This window comes from Streptomyces sp. NPDC086554 (genome assembly GCF_040686095.1).
Classification (GTDB): Bacteria; Actinomycetota; Actinomycetes; order Streptomycetales; family Streptomycetaceae; genus Streptomyces.
The window spans coordinates 1-25,302 of sequence record NZ_JBFBJK010000031.1 but is presented as its reverse complement, the minus strand read 5'-3'; the positions used below and the strand labels follow the sequence as shown (position 1 = coordinate 25,302).

At 71.5% G+C, this 25,302-nt stretch carries 21 protein-coding genes and 3 pseudogenes; 9 read left to right on the top strand and 15 right to left on the bottom strand.

All coding sequences use genetic code 11. The features are described from left to right. Nucleotides 1-39: 39 nt before the first annotated feature. Nucleotides 40-903 carry an ABC transporter permease gene (locus tag AB0O76_RS36865; protein ID WP_365500851.1) on the bottom strand — a complete coding sequence of 288 codons (864 nt, stop codon included), beginning with the start codon at nt 901-903 and terminating at the stop codon, nt 40-42. A gap of 501 nt (nt 904-1,404) precedes the next feature. Here AB0O76_RS36865 and AB0O76_RS36860 point away from each other — a divergent pair. Together AB0O76_RS36860 and AB0O76_RS36855 are read left to right on the top strand one after the other, a co-directional pair. Continuing rightward, nucleotides 1,405-2,702, top strand: a pseudogene (locus tag AB0O76_RS36860) (RNA-guided endonuclease TnpB family protein). A gap of 60 nt (nt 2,703-2,762) precedes the next feature. Next, nucleotides 2,763-3,053 (top strand): annotated as a pseudogene (locus AB0O76_RS36855) (LacI family transcriptional regulator); the annotation flags it as partial. A gap of 87 nt (nt 3,054-3,140) precedes the next feature. Here the strand turns inward: AB0O76_RS36855 and AB0O76_RS36850 are convergent. After that, nucleotides 3,141-4,070 carry a LysR family transcriptional regulator gene (locus tag AB0O76_RS36850; protein WP_365500849.1) on the bottom strand — a complete coding sequence of 310 codons (930 nt, stop codon included), beginning with the start codon at nt 4,068-4,070 and terminating at the stop codon, nt 3,141-3,143. Between the two features lie 84 nt (nt 4,071-4,154). On the opposite strand from AB0O76_RS36850, the gene AB0O76_RS36845 reads away from it, so the two are divergent. The 3 genes from AB0O76_RS36845 (at nt 4,155) to bla (ending at nt 6,644) form a co-directional block, all read left to right on the top strand. Then, on the top strand, nt 4,155-4,916 hold the full coding sequence (locus AB0O76_RS36845) for a sulfite exporter TauE/SafE family protein (protein WP_365500847.1): 762 nt from the start codon (nt 4,155-4,157) through the stop codon (nt 4,914-4,916). A gap of 11 nt (nt 4,917-4,927) precedes the next feature. Beyond that, entirely contained in the window at nt 4,928-5,515 is a 588-nt protein-coding gene (locus AB0O76_RS36840; protein WP_365500845.1) for a hypothetical protein, read from the top strand. A gap of 247 nt (nt 5,516-5,762) precedes the next feature. Beyond that, nucleotides 5,763-6,644, top strand: coding sequence for a class A beta-lactamase (gene bla / locus AB0O76_RS36835; protein ID WP_365500843.1), 882 nt, complete (start codon nt 5,763-5,765; stop codon nt 6,642-6,644). Between the two features lie 40 nt (nt 6,645-6,684). Here bla and AB0O76_RS36830 read toward each other — a convergent pair whose 3' ends face one another. The 5 genes from AB0O76_RS36830 to AB0O76_RS36810 form a co-directional block, all read right to left on the bottom strand. Next, on the bottom strand, nt 6,685-7,584 hold the full coding sequence (locus AB0O76_RS36830; protein ID WP_365500841.1) for a LysR family transcriptional regulator: 900 nt from the start codon (nt 7,582-7,584) through the stop codon (nt 6,685-6,687). A gap of 99 nt (nt 7,585-7,683) precedes the next feature. After that, entirely contained in the window at nt 7,684-8,892 is a 1,209-nt protein-coding gene (locus AB0O76_RS36825; RefSeq protein ID WP_365500839.1) for a glycine C-acetyltransferase, read from the bottom strand. Between the two features lie 61 nt (nt 8,893-8,953). Continuing rightward, entirely contained in the window at nt 8,954-9,982 is a 1,029-nt protein-coding gene (gene tdh / locus AB0O76_RS36820) for an L-threonine 3-dehydrogenase (protein WP_365500975.1), read from the bottom strand. Between the two features lie 123 nt (nt 9,983-10,105). Beyond that, nucleotides 10,106-11,290, bottom strand: coding sequence for a Gfo/Idh/MocA family oxidoreductase (locus AB0O76_RS36815; protein WP_365500837.1), 1,185 nt, complete (start codon nt 11,288-11,290; stop codon nt 10,106-10,108). A 44-nt stretch (nt 11,291-11,334) separates the two neighbouring features. Continuing rightward, complete coding sequence (locus AB0O76_RS36810; RefSeq protein WP_365500973.1) at nt 11,335-11,787, bottom strand: discoidin domain-containing protein; 453 nt, start codon at nt 11,785-11,787, stop codon at nt 11,335-11,337. A 44-nt stretch (nt 11,788-11,831) separates the two neighbouring features. On the opposite strand from AB0O76_RS36810, the pseudogene AB0O76_RS36805 reads away from it, so the two are divergent. Beyond that, nucleotides 11,832-13,056: pseudogene (locus tag AB0O76_RS36805) on the top strand (DUF2264 domain-containing protein); the annotation flags it as partial. A 3-nt stretch (nt 13,057-13,059) separates the two neighbouring features. Here AB0O76_RS36805 and AB0O76_RS36800 read toward each other — a convergent pair. The 6 genes from AB0O76_RS36800 to AB0O76_RS36775 all read right to left on the bottom strand — a co-directional run bounded on the left by AB0O76_RS36800 (nt 13,060) and on the right by AB0O76_RS36775 (nt 18,932). Further along, nucleotides 13,060-13,632, bottom strand: a complete 573-nt coding sequence (locus tag AB0O76_RS36800; RefSeq protein WP_365500971.1) for a GAF domain-containing protein — start codon at nt 13,630-13,632, stop codon at nt 13,060-13,062. Then, nucleotides 13,629-14,225 carry an ATP/GTP-binding protein gene (locus AB0O76_RS36795; RefSeq protein WP_365500835.1) on the bottom strand — a complete coding sequence of 199 codons (597 nt, stop codon included), beginning with the start codon at nt 14,223-14,225 and terminating at the stop codon, nt 13,629-13,631. The genes AB0O76_RS36800 and AB0O76_RS36795 overlap by 4 nt, the downstream gene beginning before the upstream one ends. Then, nucleotides 14,203-14,574, bottom strand: coding sequence for a DUF742 domain-containing protein (locus tag AB0O76_RS36790; RefSeq protein ID WP_365500833.1), 372 nt, complete (start codon nt 14,572-14,574; stop codon nt 14,203-14,205). Before AB0O76_RS36790 ends, AB0O76_RS36795 begins: the two co-directional genes overlap by 23 nt. A gap of 2 nt (nt 14,575-14,576) precedes the next feature. Next, nucleotides 14,577-15,011, bottom strand: a complete 435-nt coding sequence (locus tag AB0O76_RS36785; protein WP_365500831.1) for a roadblock/LC7 domain-containing protein — start codon at nt 15,009-15,011, stop codon at nt 14,577-14,579. A 67-nt stretch (nt 15,012-15,078) separates the two neighbouring features. Continuing rightward, nucleotides 15,079-16,842, bottom strand: coding sequence for an ATP-binding protein (locus AB0O76_RS36780; protein ID WP_365500829.1), 1,764 nt, complete (start codon nt 16,840-16,842; stop codon nt 15,079-15,081). An 884-nt stretch (nt 16,843-17,726) separates the two neighbouring features. Continuing rightward, the gene (locus AB0O76_RS36775) at nt 17,727-18,932 is read right to left on the bottom strand and encodes an MBL fold metallo-hydrolase (protein WP_365500827.1); all 1,206 of its coding nucleotides are present in this window, start codon (nt 18,930-18,932) and stop codon (nt 17,727-17,729) included. A 170-nt stretch (nt 18,933-19,102) separates the two neighbouring features. Between AB0O76_RS36775 and AB0O76_RS36770 the strand changes: the two genes are divergently transcribed. Together AB0O76_RS36770 and AB0O76_RS36765 are read left to right on the top strand one after the other, a co-directional pair. Continuing rightward, nucleotides 19,103-20,299 (top strand): Glu/Leu/Phe/Val dehydrogenase dimerization domain-containing protein, encoded by a 1,197-nt coding sequence (locus AB0O76_RS36770; protein ID WP_365500825.1) that lies wholly within the window; start codon nt 19,103-19,105, stop codon nt 20,297-20,299. Between the two features lie 233 nt (nt 20,300-20,532). Then, nucleotides 20,533-21,141, top strand: coding sequence for a TetR/AcrR family transcriptional regulator (locus AB0O76_RS36765; protein WP_365500823.1), 609 nt, complete (start codon nt 20,533-20,535; stop codon nt 21,139-21,141). 21 nt (nt 21,142-21,162) lie between these two features. On the opposite strand, the gene AB0O76_RS36760 is transcribed toward AB0O76_RS36765, so the two are convergent. Together AB0O76_RS36760 and AB0O76_RS36755 are read right to left on the bottom strand one after the other, a co-directional pair. Next, nucleotides 21,163-21,981, bottom strand: a complete 819-nt coding sequence (locus AB0O76_RS36760) for an SGNH/GDSL hydrolase family protein (protein WP_365500821.1) — start codon at nt 21,979-21,981, stop codon at nt 21,163-21,165. 123 nt (nt 21,982-22,104) lie between these two features. Next, nucleotides 22,105-24,222 carry an alpha-galactosidase gene (locus tag AB0O76_RS36755; RefSeq protein WP_365500819.1) on the bottom strand — a complete coding sequence of 706 codons (2,118 nt, stop codon included), beginning with the start codon at nt 24,220-24,222 and terminating at the stop codon, nt 22,105-22,107. Nucleotides 24,223-24,404: 182 nt separating this feature from the next. Here AB0O76_RS36755 and AB0O76_RS36750 point away from each other — a divergent pair, with 182 nt between their 5' ends. Then, the gene (locus AB0O76_RS36750; protein WP_365500817.1) at nt 24,405-25,211 is read left to right on the top strand and encodes a tyrosine-protein phosphatase; all 807 of its coding nucleotides are present in this window, start codon (nt 24,405-24,407) and stop codon (nt 25,209-25,211) included. Nucleotides 25,212-25,302 lie beyond the last annotated feature (91 nt).

The window sequence follows — 25,302 nt, the reverse complement described above, 5'->3', positions numbered from 1 at the left end:
GGGGGACATGGCTGGCTGGGGGGAGCTTGGACGTACGTCTCAGTACGTGGTGGTGGCGGCCACGTCCCTGCGGCTCGCGTGCCACGGGAGCAGCAGCTTCTCGGCGATCTCGACGAGCACGAAAAGGACCACACCGATCAGCGACATCACGAGCAGGCCGGCGAAGAGCATCGGGGTGTCGAGATTGCCGTTGGCCTGGAGGATCACATAGCCGAGGCCTTCGTTCGCACCGACGAACTCGCCGACGACGGCGCCGGTCACCGCGAGCGTGACGGCCACCTTCAGCCCCGAGAACAGATGCGGCAGCGACGCCGGGAAGCGGATCTTGAGGAAGGTCTGCCAGGGGCGTGCGCCCATGGTGGCGGAGAGCTGGAGCATCTCCGGATCGACGGCCTTGAGCCCGGTCACCATCGAGATGACGACGGGGAAGAAGGCGATGAGCACGGCGATCAGGATCTTGGGAGCGATGCCGAAGCCGAGCCAGACGACGAACAGCGGCGCGATCGCGATCTTCGGCACGACCTGGGCGAAGAGGAGGATGGGATAGAGCGTCTTCTCGACGGTCGTCGAGTAGACCATGAGGACGGCGGAGAGAATGCCGACGCCCACGGCGATGACGAAGCCGAGCAGGGTCTCGTAGGTGGTGACCCAGCTGTGCTGCCAGAGGTAGTCGGACTTGTCGAGCAGCACGTCGAGGGTCGCGCCGGGCGAGGGGACGAGATAGGCCTCGACCATCTCGGTGGCGGCGATCAGCCACCAGGCGCCGAAGCAGACGAACAGCAGGGCGAGCGGGCGCCAGCTCTTCTCGGCCGCTTCGACCGTACGTTGACGCAGAGTGGGGCGGCTGCGGTCGGCAACGCCCGCCGTCTTGGCGGGAGTTGCCGGCAGTGCGCTCTGGCTCACGGTGAACTCCCCTGGCATTCGGCGAACTTGGGAGGCATGGCGTTTACGGAGAGCTGATGCGGGTTCGGTGGGAGAAGTATTTACAGAAACCGGGAAACCGCTTCCAGAAAGCGCTTTCTGGCAAGGTGTCAGCCACGCTAATGACTGGCTGATCGCAGGGTCAAGGGGTGGGCTCGAAGTTTCGCGGCGCGAGACGAAGGGGGCGCGATGCGGAAATGGGAACGGAAGTTGGGGCGGGGGCGGCAGCAGGAACCGGGCGACAGCAAGAGCCGGGACTGGGCCGGAGGCGGGAGCACGGGCCGCACATCACCCTGCACGCGGCGCCCACACCGCCGGCGTCTCACCGGCAACCGCGTCACGGGCCCCGAACGGCACGACACGCTGCGGAGCGGAGCACTGCAGCGTCGTTCCGGCGGAGCCGGACCATGCAGGCCGCAACGGTGAGATGGGGAACGGGTGTTCCCGGCGACAGCGGATGTGGCCTGTTCGTACGATCGTCGCATGCAGCTTCGGTACGCCTTCAGGTTGTGCCCGGAGCCCGGTCAACGCACCGCGCTGGCCCAGGCGTTCGGGTGTGCCCGGGTCGTGTTCAACGATGCGGTGCGTGCCCGCGAACAGGCGCGCCTGGCCAAGGAGTCCTTCCCGACGGCGGCCGCCCTGTCCCAGCAGTTGATCACCCAGGCCAAGCGCACCCCGGAACGTTCCTGGCTGGGCGAGGTCTCTGCGGTTGTCCTGCAGCAGTCCCTGCGCGATGCCGAGTCCGCGTACAAGAACTTCTTCGCGTCCCTCAAGGGCGCACGCAAGGGGAAGGTGGGCGCGCCGCAGTTCAAGTCCCGCAAGGATGCGCGGCAGTCGATCCGGTTCACCGCAAACGCCCGCTGGAAGATCACGAGCAACGGGCGGTTGCTGCTGCCGAAGATCGGCGAGGTCAGGGTGAAGTGGTCCCGCAGCCTGCCGGTGATGCCGTCGAGTGTGACGGTGATCAAGGATGCGGCCGGACGGTACTTCGCCAGCTTCGTCATCGACACCGACCCCGCAACCGACCGGGAGCGCTGGGCCTAGCCGGAGCCGGACAGCGCCATCGGTATCGACCTCGGCCTCACTCTTCCCCAAGCTCTTAAAGAGCAGGGGAGACCCCATCCGCGGTCCTTTCGGACGGCACGAAGATCGACTCGCCGCGGTTTCTGCGCCGGGCGGAGAAGAAGCTGAAGAAGACCCAGCGGGAGCTGTCGCGCAAGCAGAAGGGGTCGAAGAACCGGGCCAAGGCCCGTCTCAAGGTCGCCCGCGCCCACGCGGCGGTGGCGGACGCGCGCAAGGAGTTCCTTCCCCAAGCTCTCGGCTTCGCTCGAGCAGGGGAGACCCCATCCCAGCTCTCCACGCAGTTGATCCGCGAGAACCAAGCGGTCGCGATGGAGGACTTGGCGGTGTCGGGACTGGCGCGCACGAGGCTGGCCAAGAGCGTGCACGATGCGGGCTGGTCCCAGTTCGTGGCCATGCTCGCCTACAAAGCCGAGCGGTACGGGCGCACCTTCGTGAAGGTGGACCGGTTCGAGCCGACCAGCCAGATCTGCTCCGCCTGCGGGCACCGGGACGGGCCCAAACCCCTGGACGTGCGGGAGTGGACGTGTCCCGCCTGCGGCATCCGGCACGACCGGGACCACAATGCCGCGAAGAATGTGAAAGCGGCCGCCGGACTGGCGGCATCGGCCTGCGGAGCGCCGGTAAGACCAGGACCCGTCCTGGCACAGCGCGAAGAAGCAGGAAGTCACGGAATCCCGCCCGAGACCTGCGCCGCGTAGCGACACAGCAACGAGCGGGACGGCCAGAATCCCCGGGCTTCAGCCCGAGGTACAAGTCAAATCCCCAACGCCCATGCACAGGCGCTCGCCAGCGCCTCCAGCAACACCGTCGGCGTCATCTGCCACGACGTGGGCGGACCCCTAGTTCGCGGCGATCGCGAGCGGCGTGATGGAAGCGGCGGCCGAGCGGGGGATCCTGGTCATGCTCGCCAGTACGTTCCGTGCCCGGCCCAGGAGATCGCGTACGTATCGATGCTGCTGGCGCAGCGGGCCCGCGCGATCCTGCTGATCGGCTCCGGCTTCCAGGACCCCGCGTGGGAACGGTCGTTGGAGTCCGAGCTCGCTCCCTACCCGCACCGCACGCGTCACTGATCGCCGATCAAGACGAGCCCGCGTCCCGCCGCATCATGCACAAAACCCGCCCGCACCGCCATCCCGTCACCCCCGCTCCCCCACCATCCGCCCTGGCAGCGTCGTCTCCGGCCTTGTCGCAACTCGCAGATGTTCGGCCAGTGCCTTGGCCGCCAGCGACGCGGGGCCGTCCTTGACGCCCCAGGCCAGCAGGAGTTGGCGGCGGGCCCAGGGGTCCTGGAGTTCGCATACGTCGAGGGGCTGGCTGGGGTCAATGGCGCGGCGTGGCACGACCGCGAGGCCGACTCCGGCGGCCACCAGGGCGGCGACGACATTCAAGTGGGCGACGCTGGTGCGGTGGCGTGCGACCGGTGCGTGCGCGGGGAGGTGTTTCTCGATCCAGCGCCCCAGCGAGGAATCGGCGTCGAGCCCGACGAGCGGGTGCTCGGCGGCCTCGCGGTACGTCAGCGCGGTGCGCCCGGCGAGCACCCCGCCCGCCTGGCCGATCACGACGAGGGAGTCGTCGCCGAGCGGTTCCGTCTCCAGGCTGCAGTCGCGTGCCTCGTCGTCGACGACGACCCCCAGGTCCGCCTCGCCGTCGGCGAGTTTCCGCACCGTCTGCGGCGTACGGCTTTCGGACACGGTGACATCGACGTCGGGGTGCGCCCGCAGGAACGAGACCAGGGCGCGCGGCACGAGCCGGTGCATCGCGGAGCCGCCGCTCAGCAGGGTCAGCGGAGCGGCCGGGGACCGGGTGTAGCCCGCCACGGCGCTCTCGAGCCGCACGGTCTGCGCGATGACCTCGCGCGCGTGCCGGGCCAGCGTCGTCCCCGCCGGCGTGGGGCGCACGCCACGGCGGCCGCGGATCAGCAGCTCCACTCCCGCCTGGTGCTCCAGCGAGCGCACCCGGGCGCTGGCCGACGGCAGGCTCAGATGCATCCGGCGGGCGCCCGCCGTGATCGAGCCCTCCGCCACGATGTCGAGGAAGAGCCGCAGATCGTCGAGGTCATAACGCACCCGGCCGAGCCTACGGCCCAGCCTTAGGCTGGGTACACCGATTACGCATTGTGGTCCTGGCGGTCACGGGGTGATGCTCGCCCGGTGTCCGAGATCCTGTTCGTCCTGCTGGCCGGTGTCGCCGCCGGGGCACTGAACTCCGTCGGCGGCGGAGGCACGTTCGTGGCGCTGCCCGCTCTCGTCGCGGTCGGCCTGTCCCCCGTGACGGCGAACGCGTCGGCGACCATCGCCCTGGTGCCGGGCGCCGTGGCCGGCGGCTGGGTCTACCGACGTGAACTCGCCCCGGTCGGTACGGCGTCCATGCGGGCGCTGACAGGGGTGAGCGTGGTCGGGGGCGCGCTCGGCGCCGGTCTGCTGCTGGCCCTGCCCGCGGCGTCGTTCGACGCGGCTGTGCCCTGGCTGCTCGCCTTCGCGACCCTGGTCCTGGCCTTCGGACGCCACGTGTCCCGTACGTTGACCACGGCCCTCGGCCGCCCGGTCGGCATGAGCTCCCGAGCCATCCTGATCGGGCAGTTCCTCCTGGCTCTGTACGGCGGATACTTCGGCGGTGCCGTAGGCATCCTGATGCTGGCCCTGTGGAGCATCGGCCTGGGCATCGACACTGCGGCCGGCAATCCGATGCGGGTCACCCAGATCGCGGCCATGTATCTCAGCGCGACCGTGCTGTTCGTGCTCGCCTCGGACGCGCTGCGGGCCCCGCTCGTCATCGCCGGCATGCTGACGGGCTCGCTGATCGGCGGCGTCACCGGCGCGCACTTCGCACGCCGGCTCTCCGCCCGACTGCTGCGGGGCGTCATTCTGACCACGGCCGCGACCATGACCGTCCTTTATTTCCTGCGCAGTTGAGGCCGATCGACATGACCGAAGGCAACCCCGGCGGCAACGCCGAGAACATGATGGACGGCGCCTCCGCGTACACGGACGCGGCCCGCGCACGTCTGGCGACCGCCTTCGAGGCGTGCGATCTTGCCGACCTCGCGCGCGCAGCCGTCCCGATCGGCGAGCACGAGCTGCGGCCCGACGGCGGCGTCCGCTCCCCCGGTTCCGTGCTGGCCGACGCCGCCCAAGTGCTCGCGGCCGCACGCCGGTTCCTGGAAGCCGCCGCCGTCTTCGAGCGGCTCGGCGGCGCGAGCTGGCAGCTCATCGGCGACGTCCTGGGCGTGGAGGCCCGGGCCGCACGCGTTCGCTTCGCGATGGCCGAGGCCCAGGTCCGCGAGGAGCTGCGCCACCCCGAGGGAGCTGGCCCGGCCGCTGCCCGCGCCGAGGCGAGCTGGTGGCGGGCGTACGCCACCGGGTCGCCGCTGGAGGCGGCACGCGACCTCGACGACTGGGTACTGCGCCACGCGGACGCGGACGGTAACGGGGACAGCAGCCTCACCACCACACCGGTGTCCGGCGGCCTGGTCCGGACGGAGCCCCAGCAGCCCACCCAACACCACCCCTGACCCCCACGGTCAGATCCGCACCGTCGGCGCCCGCCCCACATGCCCCCACCACCCACACCCCCGCGCGTGCACCCAACCACCCACGCCCCCGCGCGTGGCCTGATCTGTCGCCCCGCGTCGCGGCCCGCCTCCCCGGCGGGCCGCGTTCGTGTTCACTTGCCGGGCAAGGGTTGCGTCATGGAAAGGGTGGATCTTGAGCTCGTCTCGACCGTCCGGTCTCACGCGTCGTGCTCTGTTGGGGGCGGGGATGGTTCTGCCGCTGGCGGGCTGCGCGCCGGACGAGCGGCCCGCCGCGACACGGTCGTCCGCGGCGTCCGCGAAACCGTCCCGTGAGCACCCCGCCATGGCCCGGGCCGCCTCGCGCTTCGCCGCGCTCGAGCGCGAGCACGACGCGCGTCTGGGGGTGTACGCACTGGCCACAAGGACCGGCGCCGTGCTCACCCACCGCGCGGACGACCGTTTCGCGTTCTGTTCCACCTTCAAGGCGCTCGCCGCGGCGGCCGTCCTGGACCGGAACCCGTTGACTCACCTGGACAAGGTCGTGACCTACAGCGAGGCCGATGTCGATTCGATCTCGCCGGTCACCGAGGGCCATGTCGCGACCGGCATGACCATCCGGCAGCTCTGTGATGCCGCCGTCCGATACAGCGACGGCACGGCCGGGAATCTGCTGATGCGCGACCTCGGCGGGACCCGGCGGCTGACGGCGTATCTGCGGGGGCTCGGCGACGCGGTGAGCCGGATGGATCAGTTCGAGCCCGAGCTGAACGACAACCGCCCCGGCGATCCACGCGACACCACCACGCCCCGTGCCATCGCCCGCGACTACCAGGAGCTGGTCATCGGCAAGGCGCTGCCCGCGCGGAAGCGCGCCCTACTGAAGGACTGGCTCGAGCGCAGCACCACCGGCGAGAAGCGCATCCGCGCCGGTCTTCCCCGGGGCTGGACGCTGGCCCACAAGACCGGCACCGGCAACTACGGGCGCGCCAACGACATCGCCGTGGTGTGGCCGCCGAGTACCGCGCCGATCGTTCTCGCGATCATGTCGGACCGCTCCGGGTACGACGCCGAACCGAGGGAAGCCCTGATCGCGGAGGCTGCGGCGTACGTGGCATCGGCTCTCGCCTGAAGGCCGCGGCCACCGCTACGGCTGAAGGCCGAGACCACCGCTACTGCGCCGCCTCCCCCAAGGCGTCGAGCACCGGACGGATCAGCGGATGCTCCTCCGCGCCGCACCGCACCGCCGCGAACACCCGGCGCGTGGGGGCGACGCCGTCCACCGGGCGGATCACGACCCCCGACACGTCCATGCCCTTCAGCGCGGACCGCGGGACGAGGGCGACCCCCACGCCCGCCGAAGCCAGCGCGACCACCGCGCGGAAGTCGTCCGACCAGTGCTCAAGGAGCGGCTGGAACCCGGCCGCCTCGCAGGCGAGGATCACCACGTCGTGGCAGGGGTTTCCCGCGAAGGGCCCGATCCACGCGTCCTTGGCGAGCTCCGCGAGCGGCACGCGCTCGGCCGCCGCGAGCCGGTGCGTCACCGGGAGCACCGCGTCGAAGGGCTCCGCGTAGAGCGGGACGCGCGTCAGCCGGGGGTCGTCCGCGCCCGGCGCGCCGCGGTACTCCACCGCCACCGCGACATCCACCTGCCGGTCGAGCACCATCGGCAGGCTCGCGTCGCCCTCCGCGTCCTGGACCCGCACCCTTATCCCGGGTGCCGACGAGGCAAGCCTGGCCAGGGCTGGACCGACGACCAGGGCGATGCCCGTGGCGAACGACGCGACGGTCACCGTGCCCGCCGCGCCCGAGCTGTACGCGGCCAGTTCCGCCTCGGCCCGCTCGAGCTGGGCGAGGACCGCGTTCGTGTGGGAGAGGAGGATCTCCCCGGCCGGCGTGAGCCGTACGCCCTTCGCGCCGCGCTCCACCAGGCGGTGGCCGGTCTCCTGCTCCAGGGCGGTCAGCTGCTGGGAGACGGCGGAGGGCGTGAGATAGAGCGCGGCGGCAGCCGCCGTCACGGTGCGGTGGTCGGCCACCGCACGGAGGATGTGCAGCCGCCGCGCTTCGATCATGTGGTCAATTCTCCCAAACCGGCGGCCGCTCCCCCGCCACGGGCCCCACCCGGAACCCGCGGCGCGGAGAGAACCTGCGGCACGGAGAGAACCCGCGGCTCACGCCCCCGCGGCGTCCAGCTCCGCGCGGGCGGCGACGAACGCGTCCACCGCACGGTTCACGTCCTCCGTGGAGTGCGCCGCGGACAGCTGGACCCGGATGCGGGCGGCGCCCTGCGGCACCACCGGGTACGAGAAGCCGATCACGTACACGCCCCGCTCCAGGAGCAGCTCGGCCATCCGTCCGGCCACCGCCGCGTCACCGATCATGACCGGCGCGATCGCGTGGTCGCCCGGCAGGATGTCGAAACCCTCCTCGGTCATCCGCGAGCGGAACAGCGCGGTGTTCGCGGCGAGGTGCTCCCGCAGGTCGCCCGCCGACTCCAGGAGGTCGAGGACCTTCAGGGATGCCGCGGCGATCACCGGGGCGAGCGTGTTCGAGAAGAGGTATGGGCGCGAGCGCTGGCGAAGGAGCGCGACGATCTCGGCGCGGGCCGCGACATAGCCGCCCGAAGCACCGCCGAGCGCCTTGCCCAACGTACCGGTGATGATGTCGACGCGGTCCCTGACGCCGTGCAGCTCGGGGGTGCCGCGGCCGCCGGGGCCGACGAAGCCGACGGCGTGCGAGTCGTCGACCATGACCATCGCGTCGTAGCGCTCGGCGAGGTCGCAGATCTCCTGGAGCGGGGCGACGTAGCCGTCCATGGAGAAGACGCCGTCGGTGACGATCAGCTTGCGGCGCGCACCGCCCTCGGATGCCTCCTTCAACTGCTGCTCCAGGTCCGCCATGTCACGGTTGGCGTACCGGAAGCGGCGGGCCTTCGACAGGCGGATGCCGTCGATGATCGAGGCGTGGTTGAGGGCGTCGGAGATGACCGCGTCCTCCGCGCCGAGCAGCGTCTCGAAGACACCGCCGTTGGCGTCGAAGCAGGACGAGTAGAGGATCGTGTCCTCCTGGCCGAGGAACGCGGACAGGCGCCCCTCCAGCTCCTTGTGCACCTCCTGCGTACCGCAGATGAAGCGCACGGACGCCATGCCGTAGCCCCAGCGGTCCAGGGCCGCGTGCGCGGCGGCGACGACCTCGGGGTGGTCGGCGAGGCCGAGGTAGTTGTTCGCGCAGAAGTTCAGTACGCCGCCGGGGCGGCCTCCCGCGGTGACGGCGACCGTGGCGGACTGCGGAGTGCCGATGACGCGCTCGGGCTTGTGCAGGCCCGCGGCGACGATCTCGTCGAGGGTGGCCTGGAGATCGTCGCGTACGGAGTCGAACATGGTGACTTCCTTTAAAGAAGAGGTCGGTCAGGAGGTCAGAAGGGGTCAGGTCAGGAGACGTTCAGGAGGTCCAGTCGAGGATGACCTTGCCGCCGCGGCCGCTCGCCGCGTCGTCGAAGGCCGCTTCGAAGTCACGGTGGCCGTAGCGGCCGGTGATCACGGGGGCCAGGTCGAGGCCGCCTTCGAGCAGCACGGACATGGCGTACCAGGTCTCGAACATCTCGCGGCCGTAGATGCCCTTGATCGTGATCATGGAGGTGACGATCCGGGACCAGTCCACGGCGAATTCGTCGGACGGCAGACCGAGCATGGCGATCTTGCCGCCGTGGGTCATGTTGGCGATCATGTCGCGCGTCGCGACGGGGTTGCCGGACATCTCCAGGCCGACGTCGAAGCCCTCGCGCAGGCCGAGCTCGCGCTGGCCGTCGGCGATGGAGGCCTCGGCCACATTGAGTGCCAGGCTCGCGCCGACCTTGCGGGCCAGGTCGAGGCGCTCCTCGCTCACGTCGGTGACGACGACGTTGCGGGCCCCCGCGTGCCGGGCCACGGCGGCGGCCATCAGGCCGATCGGGCCCGCTCCGGTGATCAGGACGTCCTCGCCGACCAGCGGGAAGGACAGGGCGGTGTGCACCGCGTTGCCGAACGGGTCGAAGATCGCGGCCACGTCGAGGTCCACCGGGACGCGGTGCACCCACACATTGCCGGCGGGCAGCGCGACGTACTCCGCGAACGCCCCGTCCCTGCCGACGCCGAGCCCGACCGTCGCACGGCACAGATGGCGGCGCCCCGCCTGGCAGTTGCGGCACTTGCCGCACACCAGGTGGCCCTCGCCGCTGACCCGGTCGCCGATCTTGATGTCGGTGACGTCACGGCCGGTCTCCACTACCTCGCCGACGAACTCGTGCCCGACGACCAGCGGCGCGGCGATGGCCTGCTGGGCCCAGCCGTCCCAGGCCCGGATGTGCAGGTCCGTGCCGCAGATCCCGGTGCGGAGCACCTTGATCAGGACGTCGCCGTGGCCGATGACCGGCTCCGGCACGTCCATCAGCCGGAGTCCCGGTTCCGCCTTCTCCTTGACCAGCGCCTTCAACGCCACGGCTCCCGTCGTACGTCGCTTCTTCCCCCGACGACACAGGAATCTTCCCTACGGCGGCGCCCCGGTCCATCGAGGATTTCTTAAGCGCCGCCGCAGCTTTCCTTCAGGCCCGGGCCGTTACCTCTCCTGGCCTCGCTCGTAGTACGCGATCAGCTCGGGGTCCAGCGCAGGCACCTCCCTCGGCGTACCCCCGTCCCGCAGCGACTGCGTGGCGCGCACGCCCGCCGCGACCGCCATCCGGGCGGCCACCGGTGAGGTGTCGGTGCGGCCGCCCTCGCGTACGAAGCGGACGAACTCGTCGATGAGCAGCGGGTCGGAGCCGCCGTGCCCGCCCTCGTCCTGGGCGTCGGGCACCGGGTACTCGGCGTCTGCTTCGGGGCGGTAGGACGAGCGCCGCTGGTTCCAGACCTTCACCACTCCCCCGGGGCCGTCGCCGAAGTTCTCCAGGCGGCCCGCGTCCCCGATGACGGTGTAGTTGCGCCAGTAGTCGGGGGTGAAGTGGCACTGCTGGTAGGACGCCAACACCCCGTTGTCGAGGCGCATGTTGACCAGCGAGACGTCCTCGACGTCGATGACGGGGTTGAGGTCGCGCTGGGTGTGCGGCGGCCAGTGGCCGTCCTTGGTGTACCAGTCGTCGGACTTCGGCTCGCCCGGCTCGCGGCGGTGCGGGTTGTCGCCGTAGACCATGAGGTCGCCGAGCGCCTGCACGTGGCGCGTGTAGCCGCTCGCGAGCCAGTGCAGGACGTCGATGTCGTGGGCGGCCTTCTGGAGCAACAGGCCGGTGGTGTGCTGCCGTTCGGCGTGCCAGTCCTTGAAGTACCAGTCGCCTCCGTAGGCGACGAAGTGACGTACCCAGACCGTCTTGACCTCGCCGATGTCGCCGCGCTCGATGATGTCGCGCATCAGCCTGACGACGGGCATGTGGCGCATGTTGTGGCCTACGTAGAGGCGCGTTCCGGTCTCGTAGGCGGTCCGCAGGATCTCGTCGCAGGCCTCGATGCCGATTTCGAGGGGCTTCTCCACGAAGACGGGCTTCTTCTCGCGCAGCGCCTCGCAGGCGAGCTGTGCGTGGGTGTGGTCGGGGGTGAGGATCACGACGGCGTCGACGTCGGGGTCCTCGACGACCTTGCGGTGGTCGGTCGATATGAGGGCGCCGGGGAAGGCCACGGCCGCCTCCGTCCGCGCGGTCACGTCGTGGTCGGCCAGCGCGGTGACGCGGGAGCCCGCGCCGGGCCGGTGCGCGGTGCGGGCGAGCGAACCGCGCAAGCCGTAGCCGAGGACGCCTAGACGGAGGTCGGTCATGGTGTGCCTTTCCGTACAAATACCTGTGCGGGTGCGGGTGTTGGCTATGTACGTGCAGGATGCACGAGTACGTGGGCGAGTGCCAGGCGTCCCGTGCCGGTGAGCTTGATCCTTATGTATCTGGCTTCCGCGTCCGTGTCGAGGAGTGTGGGCCGCAATGATCGTCCGGTGACGTGCAGCGTCGTGGCGTCGGCGAAGTCGGCGGTCCTCGCGATCTTGACGTCGAAGTCGGCGGTGGTCATGGAGGTGTTGTTCCAGACCTCGACCTGTCCCACCCGCCGCGCCTCGCCCAGGTCGACCTGCCACCAGGCGCCCGGTTCGGACAGCGTGCGGGTGTCGGTCGAGGTGTCACCGTCGGTCGCGTACGCCGCATCGGCGGCGCCGTCCGTGCAGGACTGGGACGCCGTGCCTGCCCGTGCGAGATCCGGGCGGAGCTGTTCGGCCCGCGCCCCGTGCGCACCCGCGCGGGCCGCGACGGTGAGCGCATCCGCGGGCAGCCGGTCGAGCTCGATGTGCGGCGACCCGCAGCGCGAGCTGGCCCCAGGTGGTGTCCGAGCAGTTCCTGGCCTCCGTCGGCGCCCCGCACAGCCGGTCGGACACCGGCGGCGGCCTGGACCGCATCGAGGACTGGTACCGGGGCAACGGCTGGTACAGCGACGGCGACGGGCGCAACTTCGACTACTACATCGGCTGGGCGATGCACCTGTATCCGCTCCTCTGGGCGCGAATGGCGGGCGCGGAGGACGGTGGCAGGGGCAAGGTCTACCGCGAGCGGCTGACCCAATTCCTCGCCGCGTACCCGCACTTCTTCGGCGCCGACGGCGCCCCCGTCCACCAGGGCCGCTCCCCCACCTACCGCTTCGCGGCGACCACCCCCGTCTGGATGGGCGCCCTCGCGGACTGCACCCCCCTCTCCCCCGGCCTCACCCGGCGGCTCGCCTCCGGCACCGCACGGCACTTCGTGGAGCGCGGCGTCCCGGACGAGCGCGGGCTGCTCCCGCTCGGCTGGTATGGCACGTTCCTGCCCTCGACGCAGGCCTACTCGGGTCCGGCGTCGCCGTACTGGGCCAGCAAGGGCTTCCTCGGCCTGCTGCTTCCCGCCGACCACCCGGTGTGGACGGAGCGCGAACTGCCACTCCCCGTCGAGGAGTCCGACCAGTACACGGCCCTCCCCGAGCCGGGCTGGCTGCTGCACGGCACCCGGCACGACGGCATCGTCCGCCTGGTCAACCACGGCAGCGACCACAACCCGCTCGAAGGCCCCGCGGCCGACGACCCGCACTACGCCAAGTTCGGCTACTCCACGGCGACCGCCCCCGAGACGGCACCGCGCGCATGGGACCGAACGGTGGACGGCCACCTCGCGCTGCTCGCCCCGGACGGCACCCCCTCCGCCGCCGCCGGATCCACCCGCTGAGCTGCGCGGGACGCACCGCCTCCTCCCGCCACGACGCACAACTGCCCGGCTTCGACGGCGAGTTCTCCATCGAGACGACCAGCGTGCTGCACGGCCCGTGGGAGATCCGCGTCCACCGGGTCCAGGCCCCGGCGCCCGCGAGGTGGCGGCGAACGCCTTCGGTCCGCACTCGGCGACTCCGTATCTGACCCGCGCCGGCCATGCGGGCGGCGCGAGCGTCCACGTCACACTCGTCGCACTCTCCCAGGACACCGTCCTGCCCTCGGCGTTGCGGGAGTCCGTCTCCTGTGCGGTGGACGGCGACTCCGTCCGCGTCCGCTTCCCCGACGGGGAGGTGCTTGAGGTGTGAGCGTCAGATCCCGCCGTCCTCCCGCCGGTGGATCTGCTCGATCAGCTCCGCCGCCATCGACTTGATGGTCTCCAGGCCCGACCTGCCCCAGGGGCGCGGCTCGACGTCCACGACGCAGACCGTGCCGAGCGCCACGCCGGTGCGGTCGATGAGCGGTGCCCCCAGATAGGAGCGGATCCCGATCTCGTCGACCACGGGATTGCCCGCGAACCGCGGGTAGTCGCAGACGTCCTCAAGGACAAGTGCCTTGCGGCGTACGACCACATGCGGGCAGTAGCCGTGGTCGCGGGCCATGTAGCGGCACGCCGCGCCCTCCGCGGCCGCCGCCGAGGTGAGTTCGCTGCCGGAGCCGACGCTGTCCGGGGTGTGCAGGCCGGCGAAGAACTGCCGGTTCTCGTCGATGAAGTTGACCATGGAGTACGGCGCTGCCGTGACCTCGGCGAGCCGGTCGGCGAAGGCGTCGAACGCGCGGTCGGGATGCAGCCCGATGCCCAGCCTGCGCAGCCGCCGCACCCGGGTCGGCGCCTCCTTGTCGACGGGAGTGAGCAGCAGATGCGCGGTCGGGTCGTACATCAGGTGTGGGCTCCGTAGCTCGGTGCGGCCGGGGCGTGGGCGAGCAGGTGTTTGACGAGCGTGAGGAGCGTGGCGATGCCGGAGCTGGAGATCCGTGCGTCGCAGCGCACTACGGGCACCTGGGGGTCGAGGTCGATGGCGGACCGTACTTCTTCGGGTTCATAGCGGTGGGCGCCGTCGAACTCGTTGATGGCGACGATGAATCCGATGCCGCGCTGTTCGAAGAAGTCCACGGCCGCGAAGCAGTCCTCAAGGCGGCGGGTGTCGGCGAGCACCACCGCGCCGAGCGCGCCTTCGGAGAGCTCGTCCCACATGAACCAGAAGCGTTCCTGGCCGGGCGTGCCGAAGAGATAGAGCACATGGTCGGGGTCGAGGGTGATGCGGCCGAAGTCCATGGCCACGGTGGTCGTGGTCTTGTTCTCGACGCCCGACAGATCGTCGGTGCCCTCGCTGACGGTCGTGAGGAGCTCCTCCGTGCTCAGCGGCGCGATCTCGCTCACCGCGCCCACGAAGGTCGTCTTGCCGACCCCGAAACCTCCCGCTACCAGGATCTTCAGCGCGGTGGGGAAGGGGTCAGAGCTGTCGTCGTAATCCATCGAGCACTGCCTCCAACAGGGACCGGTCAGTTGGGTTGTGGTAGAAGTCCGGGGCTCTCAGGGTGAGCGCCCCGCAGTCGACGAGATCGGAGAGCAGCACCTTCGTCACGACGGCGGGCAGTTTCAGCTGCGCCGCGATCTCCGCGACCGATGTGGGTGCCGCGCAGAGCCCGAGCGCCTCCGTGTGCTCGGGCCCCAGATAGCCGAGCGGCGGACCGCCGGTGGCCAACACCTGGGTCAGCAGGTCGAGTTGGGCGGTCGGCCGGGTCCGCCCGCCGCTGACCGTGTAGGGGCGGATGAGTCGTCCTGCCGCGTCGTCGAGCCATGGCCCGTCGTGCGGGGCCGCCACGCTCAATGCCTCATCGGGGCGGGTTCGCCGGCCGGCTGCCGGGGTGCGGTCATCAGGTACGGCCGTACGCTCTTGACCAGCATCGTCATCTCGTAGCCGAGCACCGCCGCGTCCGCATCGCGCCCGGCGAGGACCGCGAGACAGGTGCCCGATCCCGCCGTCGAGACGAACAGCAGGGTGGAGTCGAGCTCCACGACCACTTGGCGTACATCACCGCCGTCGCCGAACCGGACGCCCGCGCTGCGCCCCAGCGAGTAGAGCCCGGAGGCGAGGGCCGCCATGTGGTCGGCGCTGTCCGGGTCGAGGCCGTGGACCGACTTCACGAGCCCGTCGGAGGAGAGCAGGACCGCGCTGTGGGTGTGCGGCACCCGCTGCACGAGGCCGCTCATCAGCCAGTCGAGGTCGGATACCTGGCCGGTCTGCACATCGCTCGCCATGGTGGATCGACTCCTAGAGGTACGCGGGTCTGCCGTGGCAGACGTGGTGCTTGCGGTGTGGTGCGGGTCAGCCACCCTGGCCGCCCCCGTCGCGGGGGATGCCGAGGTCCGGTCCGGGTGCCGGGTCGCGTGTCTCCTGTGCGGCGGCGAGGCCGATGCCGCGCTGGAAGGCGGCCATCAGGCCCGGGTCGTGGCCGACGTGGTAGTCGGGGTCCTGGCGCGGCGACGGCGGCGTGTCGCGCAGTTGCGGCGCGATGTGTTCCTGGGCGCGCCGCTTGGGGAGCCGGGGCCTGTCCATCCGGCCGTGCACGGCGCCGCCCAGGGGGACCGGCGGGGTCCCCGAATGCTCGGCCGCGGCCTGCCGGTCCTCGGGCCTGATGCCCGGCACGGCTTCGGCCGGCGTCGGCCGGTCCTCGCGTGCGTCGCGTACGGGCAGCGGGACCTGCCCGTTCCCGTTCGCCCCAGGCACGCCGGGCGTTTCGTCCCGCAGCGGCGGGCGCGGCACGACAACCGGTTCGGGGCGCGGTCCCGGCGGGGGCGCCTGTGCTGTCCGCGGTGCGTGGCCGGTGCCGGGCTGCGAGGCCTGCTGGGTGCGCGGGGCGGCGACGGGCTCGTTCTGCGGTTCGGCGCCTAGCAGCCCCTGCGGCAGGATGACCACGGCCTGCACGCCGCCGTAGATGTTGGTCTGGAGGCGGACGCCGACGCCATGCCTGCGGGCGAGCGCGGAGACCACGTAGAGCCCAATTCGCCCGTCTTGCAGGAGGCTCGCGACATTGACCTGGTCGGGGTCGGCGAGCAGGTGGTTCATCTTGTTCTGCTCGGTCACGGGCATGCCGAGGCCGCGGTCCTCGACCTCGATGGCGAGCCCGGCCGTCACCAGGTTGGCACGCAGCAGGACTTGGGTGTGCGGTGCGGAGAACACCGTTGCGTTCTCGACGAGTTCGGCCAGGAGATGAATGACGTCGGCGACGGCGTGGCCGCGCAACGTCCCGTCGATCGGCGGCACGAGCTTCACCCGCGAGTACTGCTCGACCTCGGCGATGGCCGAGCGCAGCACCTCCATCATGGTGACCGGCTTGCTCCACTGACGCCGGGAGATGGCACCGCCGAGCACGGCGAGGTTCTCGGCGTGGCGGCGGATGCGGGTGGCGAGATGGTCGACGTGGAAGAGGCCCTTGAGCAGCTCCGGGTCCTCGACGTCGTTCTCCAGCTCGTCGAGCAGCGAGATCTCCCGGTGTACGAGGGACTGCAGCCGCCGGGCCAGATTGACGAAGACCTCGACCTTCTGTTCGCTGCCCGCGTGGCTGGAGAGCTGCGAGGCCTGGACGACCGCGCTGACGGCGACCTCGTGGGCGCGGTTCAGCTCGTCGGCGAGCAGCCCGAACTCGTCGCCTTCCTGGGCGGACCGGGCCGGCACCGCCGTGCGGGCGGGCGGTCCGTCCCCACGCCGCAACTGCTCCACGACCCGCCGCAGTTCGGCCTGTCCGCGCGCGGTGCTGCGGCGCAGCGAGCCGACACGGTCGCGTACGGAGGCCGAGGCGCGGTCGGCGGCGACCGCCGCGATGACGACGCTCGCCAGGGTGATGGCGCCTGCGGCGGCGAGGATGACGAGCAGCGCGGGGGCGAGCGGGGTGGCGGTCTCCCGGACGACGAACAGCACGGCCGCGCCGGCGCAGAGCGCGACGGCGACGGGGGGCAGTACGGCGATGCGCAGCAGCTGCGGACGTATCCGTGCCTCGGGCAGCGGCGCGACGGGACGGCTGCCGGGTCTGCCGTGCCGGCCGCCTTCACGGCGGTCTGCGCGGGCGGCCGGTGCGCGAAGGTGAGACATCAACGTCCTCGGTCAGGGTGCGGGCTCCGACGGTCGCGCGACGGGTGTTTCGCGGCATCGCCGTGCCGGCCGGGAGGGGCCGTTGATGATCCCCTGCGTCGACCGACGGCAACTCACGGTAGTCGGCAACGCATCATGTGCGAGGGGCAGTTGACAAAGTACGACGACCAAGGTCCCGCTCTGGTATGACACCTCGCACGGCAGTCTGATTACATCTTCGGACGCCAGTTCCAGCCGGGGCGCGTGGCTCGGCGGAGGAGGTTCCCTTCGGGGGGACGGGGCGGTCCTGACACCGCGCGAACCGGCCGTGACGCCGCCACGCCGGGCTGACGGGCTGACGGGCTGACGGGCTGACGGGCTGACGGGCTGACGGGCTGACGGGCTGACGGGCTGACGGGCTGACGGGCTGACGGGCCATGATGCCGGGGCGACGGTCATGCCGCCGGGGCGATCGGCCAAACCCGTCTGCCAACGCACAGGCCTCCGGACCGACCGGCCATGGCTCCAGACCACCGCTCACGCCTCGGACCAACCAGCCAAGACCTCCGGCCAACGCACATCACTCCGGGCCAACCAGCCAAGACCACCGCCCAACGCACAGGCCTCCGGACCGACGGCCAAGGCTCCAGACCACCGCTCACGCCTCGGACCAACCAGCCAAGACCTCCGGCCAACGCACATCACTCCGGGCCGACCGGCCAAGACCCCAGCCGGCGCTCACGCCTCCGAGCCGACCGGCCCCGGCGTCAGGGCGCCCCCTCACGACATCGGGGCGACCGCGTCGCACGCAGCCGCCCCAACTCCCGTAGCGGGACACCCGCACCCCTCGCGGGCCCCCGCGGGACACCGCGAACCCCCGCGATGTCCCTCCCCCATGACCTACCTCAGCCGACCCTCGCCGCCTCCGGCTCCCCGGTGTCCTCGGCGTCCTCGGCGTGAGCGGCGCCCGGGGTGCCCTGCGTCGCGCGGGGCCACCCTGCGTCCGGCTCGACCGCGACCCCGCGCCACCACGGCTCCGACGGGACGGAGTCCGTCGCGGGCTCGAACGGCTGGCCGGGCACCGGCAGCGCGATCCGTGCCCCCGCGCGGGAGGCCGCATCGACCGTGCCCTCGCCCGGCTCCGACCACGGGTGCGGGGCGAGGTTGAAGGTGCCCCAGTGGATCGGCAGCATCACGCCCGACGGGCGGCCGCCCTGGAGGTCGAGGTGGGCGCGCATGCCCTCCTCGGGCGTCATGTGGATGTCGGGCCACCACTCCGAATAGGCCCCGATCTGGATCATCGTGGCGTCGAAGGGCCCTTGCTGCGCGCCGATGTCCTGGAAGCCGGGGAAGTAGCCGGTGTCCCCGCTGTGGTAGATGCGGTGCTCGGGGCCCGTGACGGCCCAGGACGCCCAGAGCGTGTGCTGCTGGTTGCGCAGGCCGCGGCCGCAGAAATGGCGCGCGGGCGTCGCCGTCAGGGTCAGGCCCGCCACCTTCGTGGAGTCGTGCCAGTCGAGCTCGCGCAGCCGGTCGGCGGGAACACCCCAGCGCTCCAGATGGGCGCCGACGCCGAGCGGGACCGCGAACACCGTGTCCGTGCCGGCCAGGGCCTTGATGGTGGGCATGTCGAGGTGGTCGTAGTGATCGTGCGAGATGACCACGGCGTCCACCGGGCCGAGCGCCGCGAGCGGCACCGGCACGGGATGCAGCCGCTTGGGCCCGACCCAGGAGAACGGCGAGCACCGCTCGCCCCACACCGGGTCGAAGAGCACGCGCCGCCCGTCGATCTCGGCGAGCACGCTGGAGTGCCCCATCCAGGTGAGTCGCAGCCCGCCGGCCGGGGGCTTGGCGAGGTCGGCGAGGGTCGTGGCATGCACGGGGACGGTGCCCGTGGGGCTGCGCCGCAGCCGCTCCTCCTTACGGAAGTAGACCTTCGCGAACTCCACAGCCGTCGAACCGGAGGGGCGGCTCTGCGCCCCGACGGGGTTCTGGAAGGAACCGTCGGCGAAGTTCGGCGATCTGTGGATCCGTGCGAGCCGCTCTCCGGCCGGATCCGCGCCGAAGGCGGCGGTCCTGAGCGAGCGGAGCCCAGAGCTCAGCGAACGGGACACAGCACCTCCTGGAAGGGGTAGATCAGGCATCCATTATGTGCACCGCCTCCGACAGCGGCCGTCCGGAGGGATCGTCATCGGCCACATCCCACACGGGATCGTCTTCAACCACCCCGCACGCGTGATGTACTCCTACTGACCCTTCATTCAGTAGGCAGTAGGAGTGCGCCATGCCCGCCCACGCGCCCGCCCCCTTGCTCTCCCTCACCTGGACCGACCACGTCACCGGCCGCCAGGGCTTCCTCGTCGTCGACCGTCTCGTCCGCGGCGTCTGCAGCGGCGGTCTGCGGATGCGCCCCGGCTGCACGCTCGACGAGGTCACCGGTCTTGCCCGCGGCATGACGATGAAGGAGGCCCTGCACTACGACCCGAGCGCCCGCTACGTCCCGCTCGGCGGCGCCAAGGGCGGCATCGACTGCGACCCCCGCTCCCCGGAGGCGTACGACGTCCTGGTGCGCTACCTCCGGGCGATGCGCCCCTACGTGGAGCACTGCTGGACCACGGGCGAGGATCTGGGCCTGACGCAGGGCCTGGTCGACAAGGCGGCTCAGGAGGCGGGGCTCGTCTCCTCGATCCAGGCCGTCCACCCGCTCCTGGAGGACGAGACCGAGGCACGCGCCCGTCTGGCGGACGCCTTCGCCGTGCAGGTGGACGGCCTCGGTCTGGACGAGCTCGCCGGGGGCTGCGGAGTCGCCGAAGCGGTCCTTGTGGCGCTCGACCGGGCGGGCCACGCGCGTGCGGGCGCGCGCGTTGCCGTGCAGGGCCTGGGCACGATGGGTGGCGCGACCGCGCGCTTCCTCGCACGCGCGGGGCTGCCGATCGTGGCCGTCGCCGACGTCAGGGGCACGATCGCCAACCCGGCGGGGCTCGACGTGGAGGCGCTGCTCGCCGCCCGCGACGCGCACGGCACCGTGGACCGCGCGGCGCTCCGCCCCGGGGACCGCGAACTGCCGGGCGAGGCCTGGCTGTCCACGGAGGCGGAGATCCTCGTCCCCGCCGCGGTGTCGTACGCGATCGACGAGGTGAACCAGCAGCGGATCACGGCCCGTTGGATCGCGGAGGCGGCCAACATGCCGGTCCTGCCGGAGGCGGAGCGGCTCCTGGCGGCGCGCGGCGTCACCGTGCTGCCGGACGTGGTCGTCAACTCCGGCACGAACGCCTGGTGGTGGTGGACGCTGTTCGGCGACATCGGCGCCGACCCGGACGAGGCGTTCGCGCACATCCGCCGCTCGATGCGGACCCTGGTCGAGTGGACGCTGGGCCGGGCGGAAGCGGACGGCACGACACCGCGCGCCGCCGCGCACGCGCTGGTCGCGGACCGCCTCCCGGAGATCGCGGACCGCTTCGGGTGGTACGCGGCCCCGTAGGCACCGAGCCGCCCCGCACGCAATCGGCCGCCCCGTGGCGGACTCCCCCGCCCCCCGTGGATAGGCTGCGCGACGTCGGGCGGAAGCGGACGGCACGACACCGCGCGCCGCCGCGCACGCGCTGGTCGCGGACCGCTTCGGCTGGTACGCGGCCCCGTAGGCACCAAGCCGCCCCGTAGCCAATCGGCCGCCCCGTGCCCGGCCTCCCCGCCCCCGTGGATAGGCTGCGCGACGTGGCAAGGGTGCGGTTGAGCGTGGCGGAACGGCGTGCGGAGCTCCTGGCCGCCACCGTCGAACAGATCGAGGTGCGCGGTGTGGCCGCCGTGCGCATCGCGGACGTGGCGGCCGCGCTGGGGGTGAGCAATGCCCTGGTGCTCTACCACTTCTCGACCAAGGAGAACCTGGTAGCAGCCGCCTTCGCGCACGCCGCAGAGGGCGACCTGGCCCATCTGCGCGCCCTCCTGGGCCGCCGCGGCACGGCGGAGCGCCGGCTGCGCGCGGCCGTCCGCTGGTACGCGCCCACCGGCCAGGCCAAGGGCTGGCGCCTGTGGATCGAGGGCTGGTCCGCCGCACTGCGCGAGCCCACCCTGCGCACGGTCACCCGCGATCTCGACCAGCAGTGGAAGGCAGCCATCACCGAGGTCATCGCCGAAGGCGTCGCCGCGGGCGAGTTCCGCTGCGCCGACCCCCAGGGCGCGGCCCTGCGCCTGACCGCCCTCCTCGACGGTCTCGCGGTCCAGCAGACGGCGTACGAGGGCACGGTCCCGCGCGGCAGGATGCGCGCCTGGGTCGACGAGGCCCTCGACCGCGAACTGGGTCTGGCCCACCGCGCGACAGTCTGAGCCACGCGGCACTCGGCCGCCTCAGGACGCCGACTCGATGTGCATCCTGACGGTGTACGGGTCCACGGCCCCCTTCGCCTCCACATGGTCCCCGGACGACTCGCCCCGCAGGCGCCGCCCGATCCAGGGCACCAGATATTCGCGCGCCCAGTGGATGTCGTCGCGCCGCACTTCAAGGGTGTTCCGGGGCGGCAGCGGCGGCCACGGCTGGTCGGGGTCCGCGGGCACGTCGAGGCCGAGCACCTGCCCCGCGCGCAGCGCCACGCGCGTGTGCCCCTCGGCGGAGAGGTGCAGCCGGTCGCCGTCCCAGGCGCGCCGGTCCTGGACGGTCTTGAGCGACCACAGGTCGAGCACGGGGCAGCCGTAGCGGTCGGCGATCGCGCGGACATGCATGTTGTACGTGGCGATCTTGCCGCGCAGATGCTTGAGCACGGCGACGCCGCGGGTGTCGAAGCCGGTGGTCACCATGACCGTGCCGACCGCCGATGTGAGGTCGGCGACCGCGCGCTCGAACCGCTCGGCCACCTCGTCCGGGTCGGTGCCGGGACGGATGATGTCGTTGCCGCCGGCGCAGAACGACAGCAGGTCGGGGGCGAACTCCCTGGCCTTCGGCACCTGGTCCGCCACGATCTGGTCGAGGAGTTTGCCGCGTACGGCGAGATTGGCGTACCGGAAGGTGTGTTCGGGCACCCGGTCGTCGAGGAGGACGGCTAGACGGTCGGCCCAGCCGACGAACGCCCCGTCGGGCCCCGGGTCCCCCACTCCCTCGGTGAAGCTGTCGCCGACCGCTGCGTAGGAGGTGAATGTGTCACGGATGAAGGATGTCGACTCTGCTGTCACGTCGTCACATCTTTCACCTCGACAAGTGACCTACGCCACCGTAGGGAGGGGTTGACGGGGGGTGAGATAAGCCACCGGTCAAGATTGTTCCAACCCGGAATACGCGGCGGCCCCCCGCACCGCTCACACCCTGCGGAAGCGGAACACCGCCGCGTCCAGGTCACCGCGCAGCCCCGTCCGCAGCCCGTGGTGCAGCAGCACGGCACCCCGGTGGACGACGCCCGTGCCCCGGCAGACGTAGGCCGCCGTGGGGTCGAGTCCCCGCAGCCGCACCCGGGGCGGCTGCTCCCCGTAGGTCTGCGCCCGCAGCCACGCGAGGACGACGGTCTCGTCCCCGTGGACGTACTGCACCGCGCTGAGCGCGTCCTCGGGCGGGCGCAGCCGGTAGAGGTCGCCGAGCTGCACCACGGGCCGGATCTCCTTGTACAGGCTCACCCATCCACCCGCCTCGGCCAGCTCGCCCTCGGTCCACTGCGTGAGGTCGCCGCCGATGCCGAGCACGCCCGCCATGGCGCTCACGAAACGGAAGCGCAGTGTGCTGACCCGGCCGTTGAGCTGGGTGTTCGGGCTGTCGGTGACCCAGGCGGCCATGACCCGCGCGGGGTGCAGCTGGCTGAAGCCGTGCTGGATGGTGAGCCGGTCGAGCGGGTCGGTGTTGTCGGAGGTCCACACCTGGTCGGTACGGGAGAGGATCCCGAGGTCGATCCGGCCGCCGCCGCCCGAGCAGGACTCGAAGGCCACGGCGGGATGCGCGGCCCGCAGCCGGTCGACCAGTGCGTACAGGGCGTGCACATGGTCGTGCCAGATCCGCTGCGGATAGCGCTCGCCCGGCCAGCCGGGATCGCTGAAGCAGCGGTTGAAGTCCCACTTCACATAGTCGATCGGGGCGCTGGAGAGCAGCGCGTCAAGACGCTCCCAGAGGTACTCCTGTACGTCATCGCGGGCGAGGTTGAGGACCAGCTGGTTGCGGAACTCGGTGCGGTCGCGGCCGGGTTGGTGCTGCACCCAGTCGGGATGGGCGCGGTAGAGGTCGCTGTCGGGGTTCACCATCTCCGGTTCGACCCAGATGCCGAAGCTCATGCCGAGGGCGTGCACCTCGTCGGCGAGCGGCTTCAGACCGCCCGGGAAGCGGTCCGGATTGGGGGACCAGTCGCCGAGCCCGGCACGGTCGCTGACCCGCTGCCCGAACCACGCGTCGTCCACCACGAACAGCTCCACGCCCATCGCCGCGGCCCGCTCGGCGAGCGCCCGCTGCTGCTCCTCGGCGATGTCGAAGCCGGTGGCCTCCCAGGAGTTGTAGAGCACGGGCCGCGTCACGCCGGCGTCCGGGATCACGTGCTCCCGCTGATAGGCGTGCCAGGCCCGGCTCGCACCGCCGAAGCCGCCCTCGCTCCACAGCCCCGCGAAGACGGGCGTCACGCACTCGTCGCCGGGCGCAAGGAGCAGCTGCCCGGAGTCGTCGTACCCGCTGCCGCCGGTGATCTGCACCGCCCCGTCCGGCAGTTGCGCCACCGCGATCCGCCACGACCCCGACCAGCCGAGCGCGCAGCTGTACACCTCGCCGCGCTCCTCGGTCGCGCCCTCGGCGTCCAGCGCCACCCAGGGCAGATGCTGATGCCCGGTGTGTCCGCGCCGGCTGCCGATGACCTTCTCGCCGTACGTGATCGGTGACCGCACCAGTTGCGACTCGGCGGCCCAGCGGCCGTGCAGCTGCGAGAGCCGCCAGTGCTCGCGCGTGGGCAGGGTCCAGGTGGCGGAGTCGGCGCGGAGCAGTTCAAGGTCCGGGGCGCTCGCGGGTCCCTGGTGGCGCAGGACCGCATGGCGCTCGATGATGTCGCCGCGCATCCGGTAGACCAGCGTCACGGCCAACTGGTGTGCGGAATCGTAGAATTGAAGCCGCAGCTCGTCCTGCCCGGTCTCGGCTCCGGAGGCTCCGGAGGCTCCGGAGGCTCCGGAGAACCGCCACTCGGTGCCGCGCACCCCGCCACCCCGCACGGAAAGCGCGGGACGCGTGAACCGCCGCCCGCCCTCGACGGGATACTCCTCCCGCCCGTCGAGCCCCGACTCGAAGGCCCACTCCGCAGGCAGCGGCTCCGCCGCGAGTGCCTCGGCGTCGGCCAGGGCGATGCGGGGACCCCAGTGCAGATGCAGCAGTTCGTCGTGGGCCGTGAGCCGCAGCGCATAGCTGCTCGTGGGCCCGGAAAGCAGCCAGGTACGACCGTTCTCGCCGACCTCGAACATCAGTCCCCCACAGATCCGACCCGATTCCGACAGCCACGCGCGTGTACGCACATCATCGGCGCGGCATCACCTGTGAGGCAACGCTCATGCACCGGCAGTGATTGCCTCAGGAACCCATGTCGTATCGTCGAAGTCGACCCCCACCGGCGAGCAGCGCCGGCGGCCGGACGGGAGGAGCCCCCGTGACGCAGCAAGTCCCGCCGACCGAGCTGTCGGAGCCCGAGCTGACCGGAGTCCGCAATTTCCGTGACGTGGGCGGACTTCCGACCGTGGACGGCCGCCGGGTCCGGCAGGGCCGGCTCTTCCGCAGCGGTCACCTCGCGCACGCCACGGAGGCCGACTCCGCCTTCCTCTCGTCGCTGGGCCTGCACACGATCTTCGACTTCCGCAACGCGGCCGACCAGCGGCTCGAAGGCCCTGACGTCGCGCTGCCCGGCGTACGCAACGTGAATCTGCCGCTGACCGACCCGGCCGACGGCGCCGAGTTCTGGCAGATGGTCCGCGACGGCGATCTGGACCAGCTGCGCGCCGCGCTCGACGACGGGCAGGCCGCGGGTCGCATGTCCGCCTCGTACCGCACGATCATCAAGGACCGCACCGCCGAGCACAGCCGCGTGCTGCACGACATCGCGGGCGAAAGCGTACCGGCGCTGATGCACTGCGCCGCCGGCAAGGACCGCGCGGGCCTCTCGATAGCCGTCACGCTGCTCGCCGTCGGCGTCGAGCGCGACGCCATCGAGGCGGACTACCTGGAGTCGAACGCCACCCACCGCCGCTACAAGGTGCACCGCAGCAACAGCTCCCCCGACGCGATGTCCCCCGAGGTCATGGCGCTGCTCAGCCCTCTCTTCGAGGCCCGCGCCGAGTATCTGGCGGCCGCCTTCGAGACCATCGAGCAGACCTGGGGCGACACGGAGACCTACCTCACCGACGGCCTCAAGGTGACCCCGGAGACCCGTGCACGGCTGCGCGAGCGCCTGCTGGACTAGGGCCTGTCCGATGGGTCCTGCCGGGGTCGCGACCCCTGGCACGCACATCTGCCGCGTTGTCGTCGGTTGCCAACGCTCCGCGTTGTCGCCC

Coding starts and splice junctions, on each gene's coding strand:
- AB0O76_RS36795 (WP_365500835.1), bottom strand. CDS start 14,225: ATGGATTACGACGACAGCTCTGACCCCTTCCCCACCGCGCTGAAGATC.
- AB0O76_RS36830 (WP_365500841.1), bottom strand. CDS start 7,584: ATGATCGAAGCGCGGCGGCTGCACATCCTCCGTGCGGTGGCCGACCAC.
- AB0O76_RS36755 (WP_365500819.1), bottom strand. CDS start 24,222: ATGTTCGAGGTCGGCGAGAACGGTCGTACCTGGCTGCTTTCCGGGCCC.
- AB0O76_RS36840 (WP_365500845.1), top strand. CDS start 4,928: ATGACCGAAGGCAACCCCGGCGGCAACGCCGAGAACATGATGGACGGC.
- AB0O76_RS36785 (WP_365500831.1), bottom strand. CDS start 15,011: ATGGCGAGCGATGTGCAGACCGGCCAGGTATCCGACCTCGACTGGCTG.
- AB0O76_RS36770 (WP_365500825.1), top strand. CDS start 19,103: ATGCCCGCCCACGCGCCCGCCCCCTTGCTCTCCCTCACCTGGACCGAC.
- AB0O76_RS36780 (WP_365500829.1), bottom strand. CDS start 16,842: ATGTCTCACCTTCGCGCACCGGCCGCCCGCGCAGACCGCCGTGAAGGC.
- AB0O76_RS36825 (WP_365500839.1), bottom strand. CDS start 8,892: ATGTTCGACTCCGTACGCGACGATCTCCAGGCCACCCTCGACGAGATC.
- bla (WP_365500843.1), top strand. CDS start 5,763: ATGGTTCTGCCGCTGGCGGGCTGCGCGCCGGACGAGCGGCCCGCCGCG.
- AB0O76_RS36815 (WP_365500837.1), bottom strand. CDS start 11,290: ATGACCGACCTCCGTCTAGGCGTCCTCGGCTACGGCTTGCGCGGTTCG.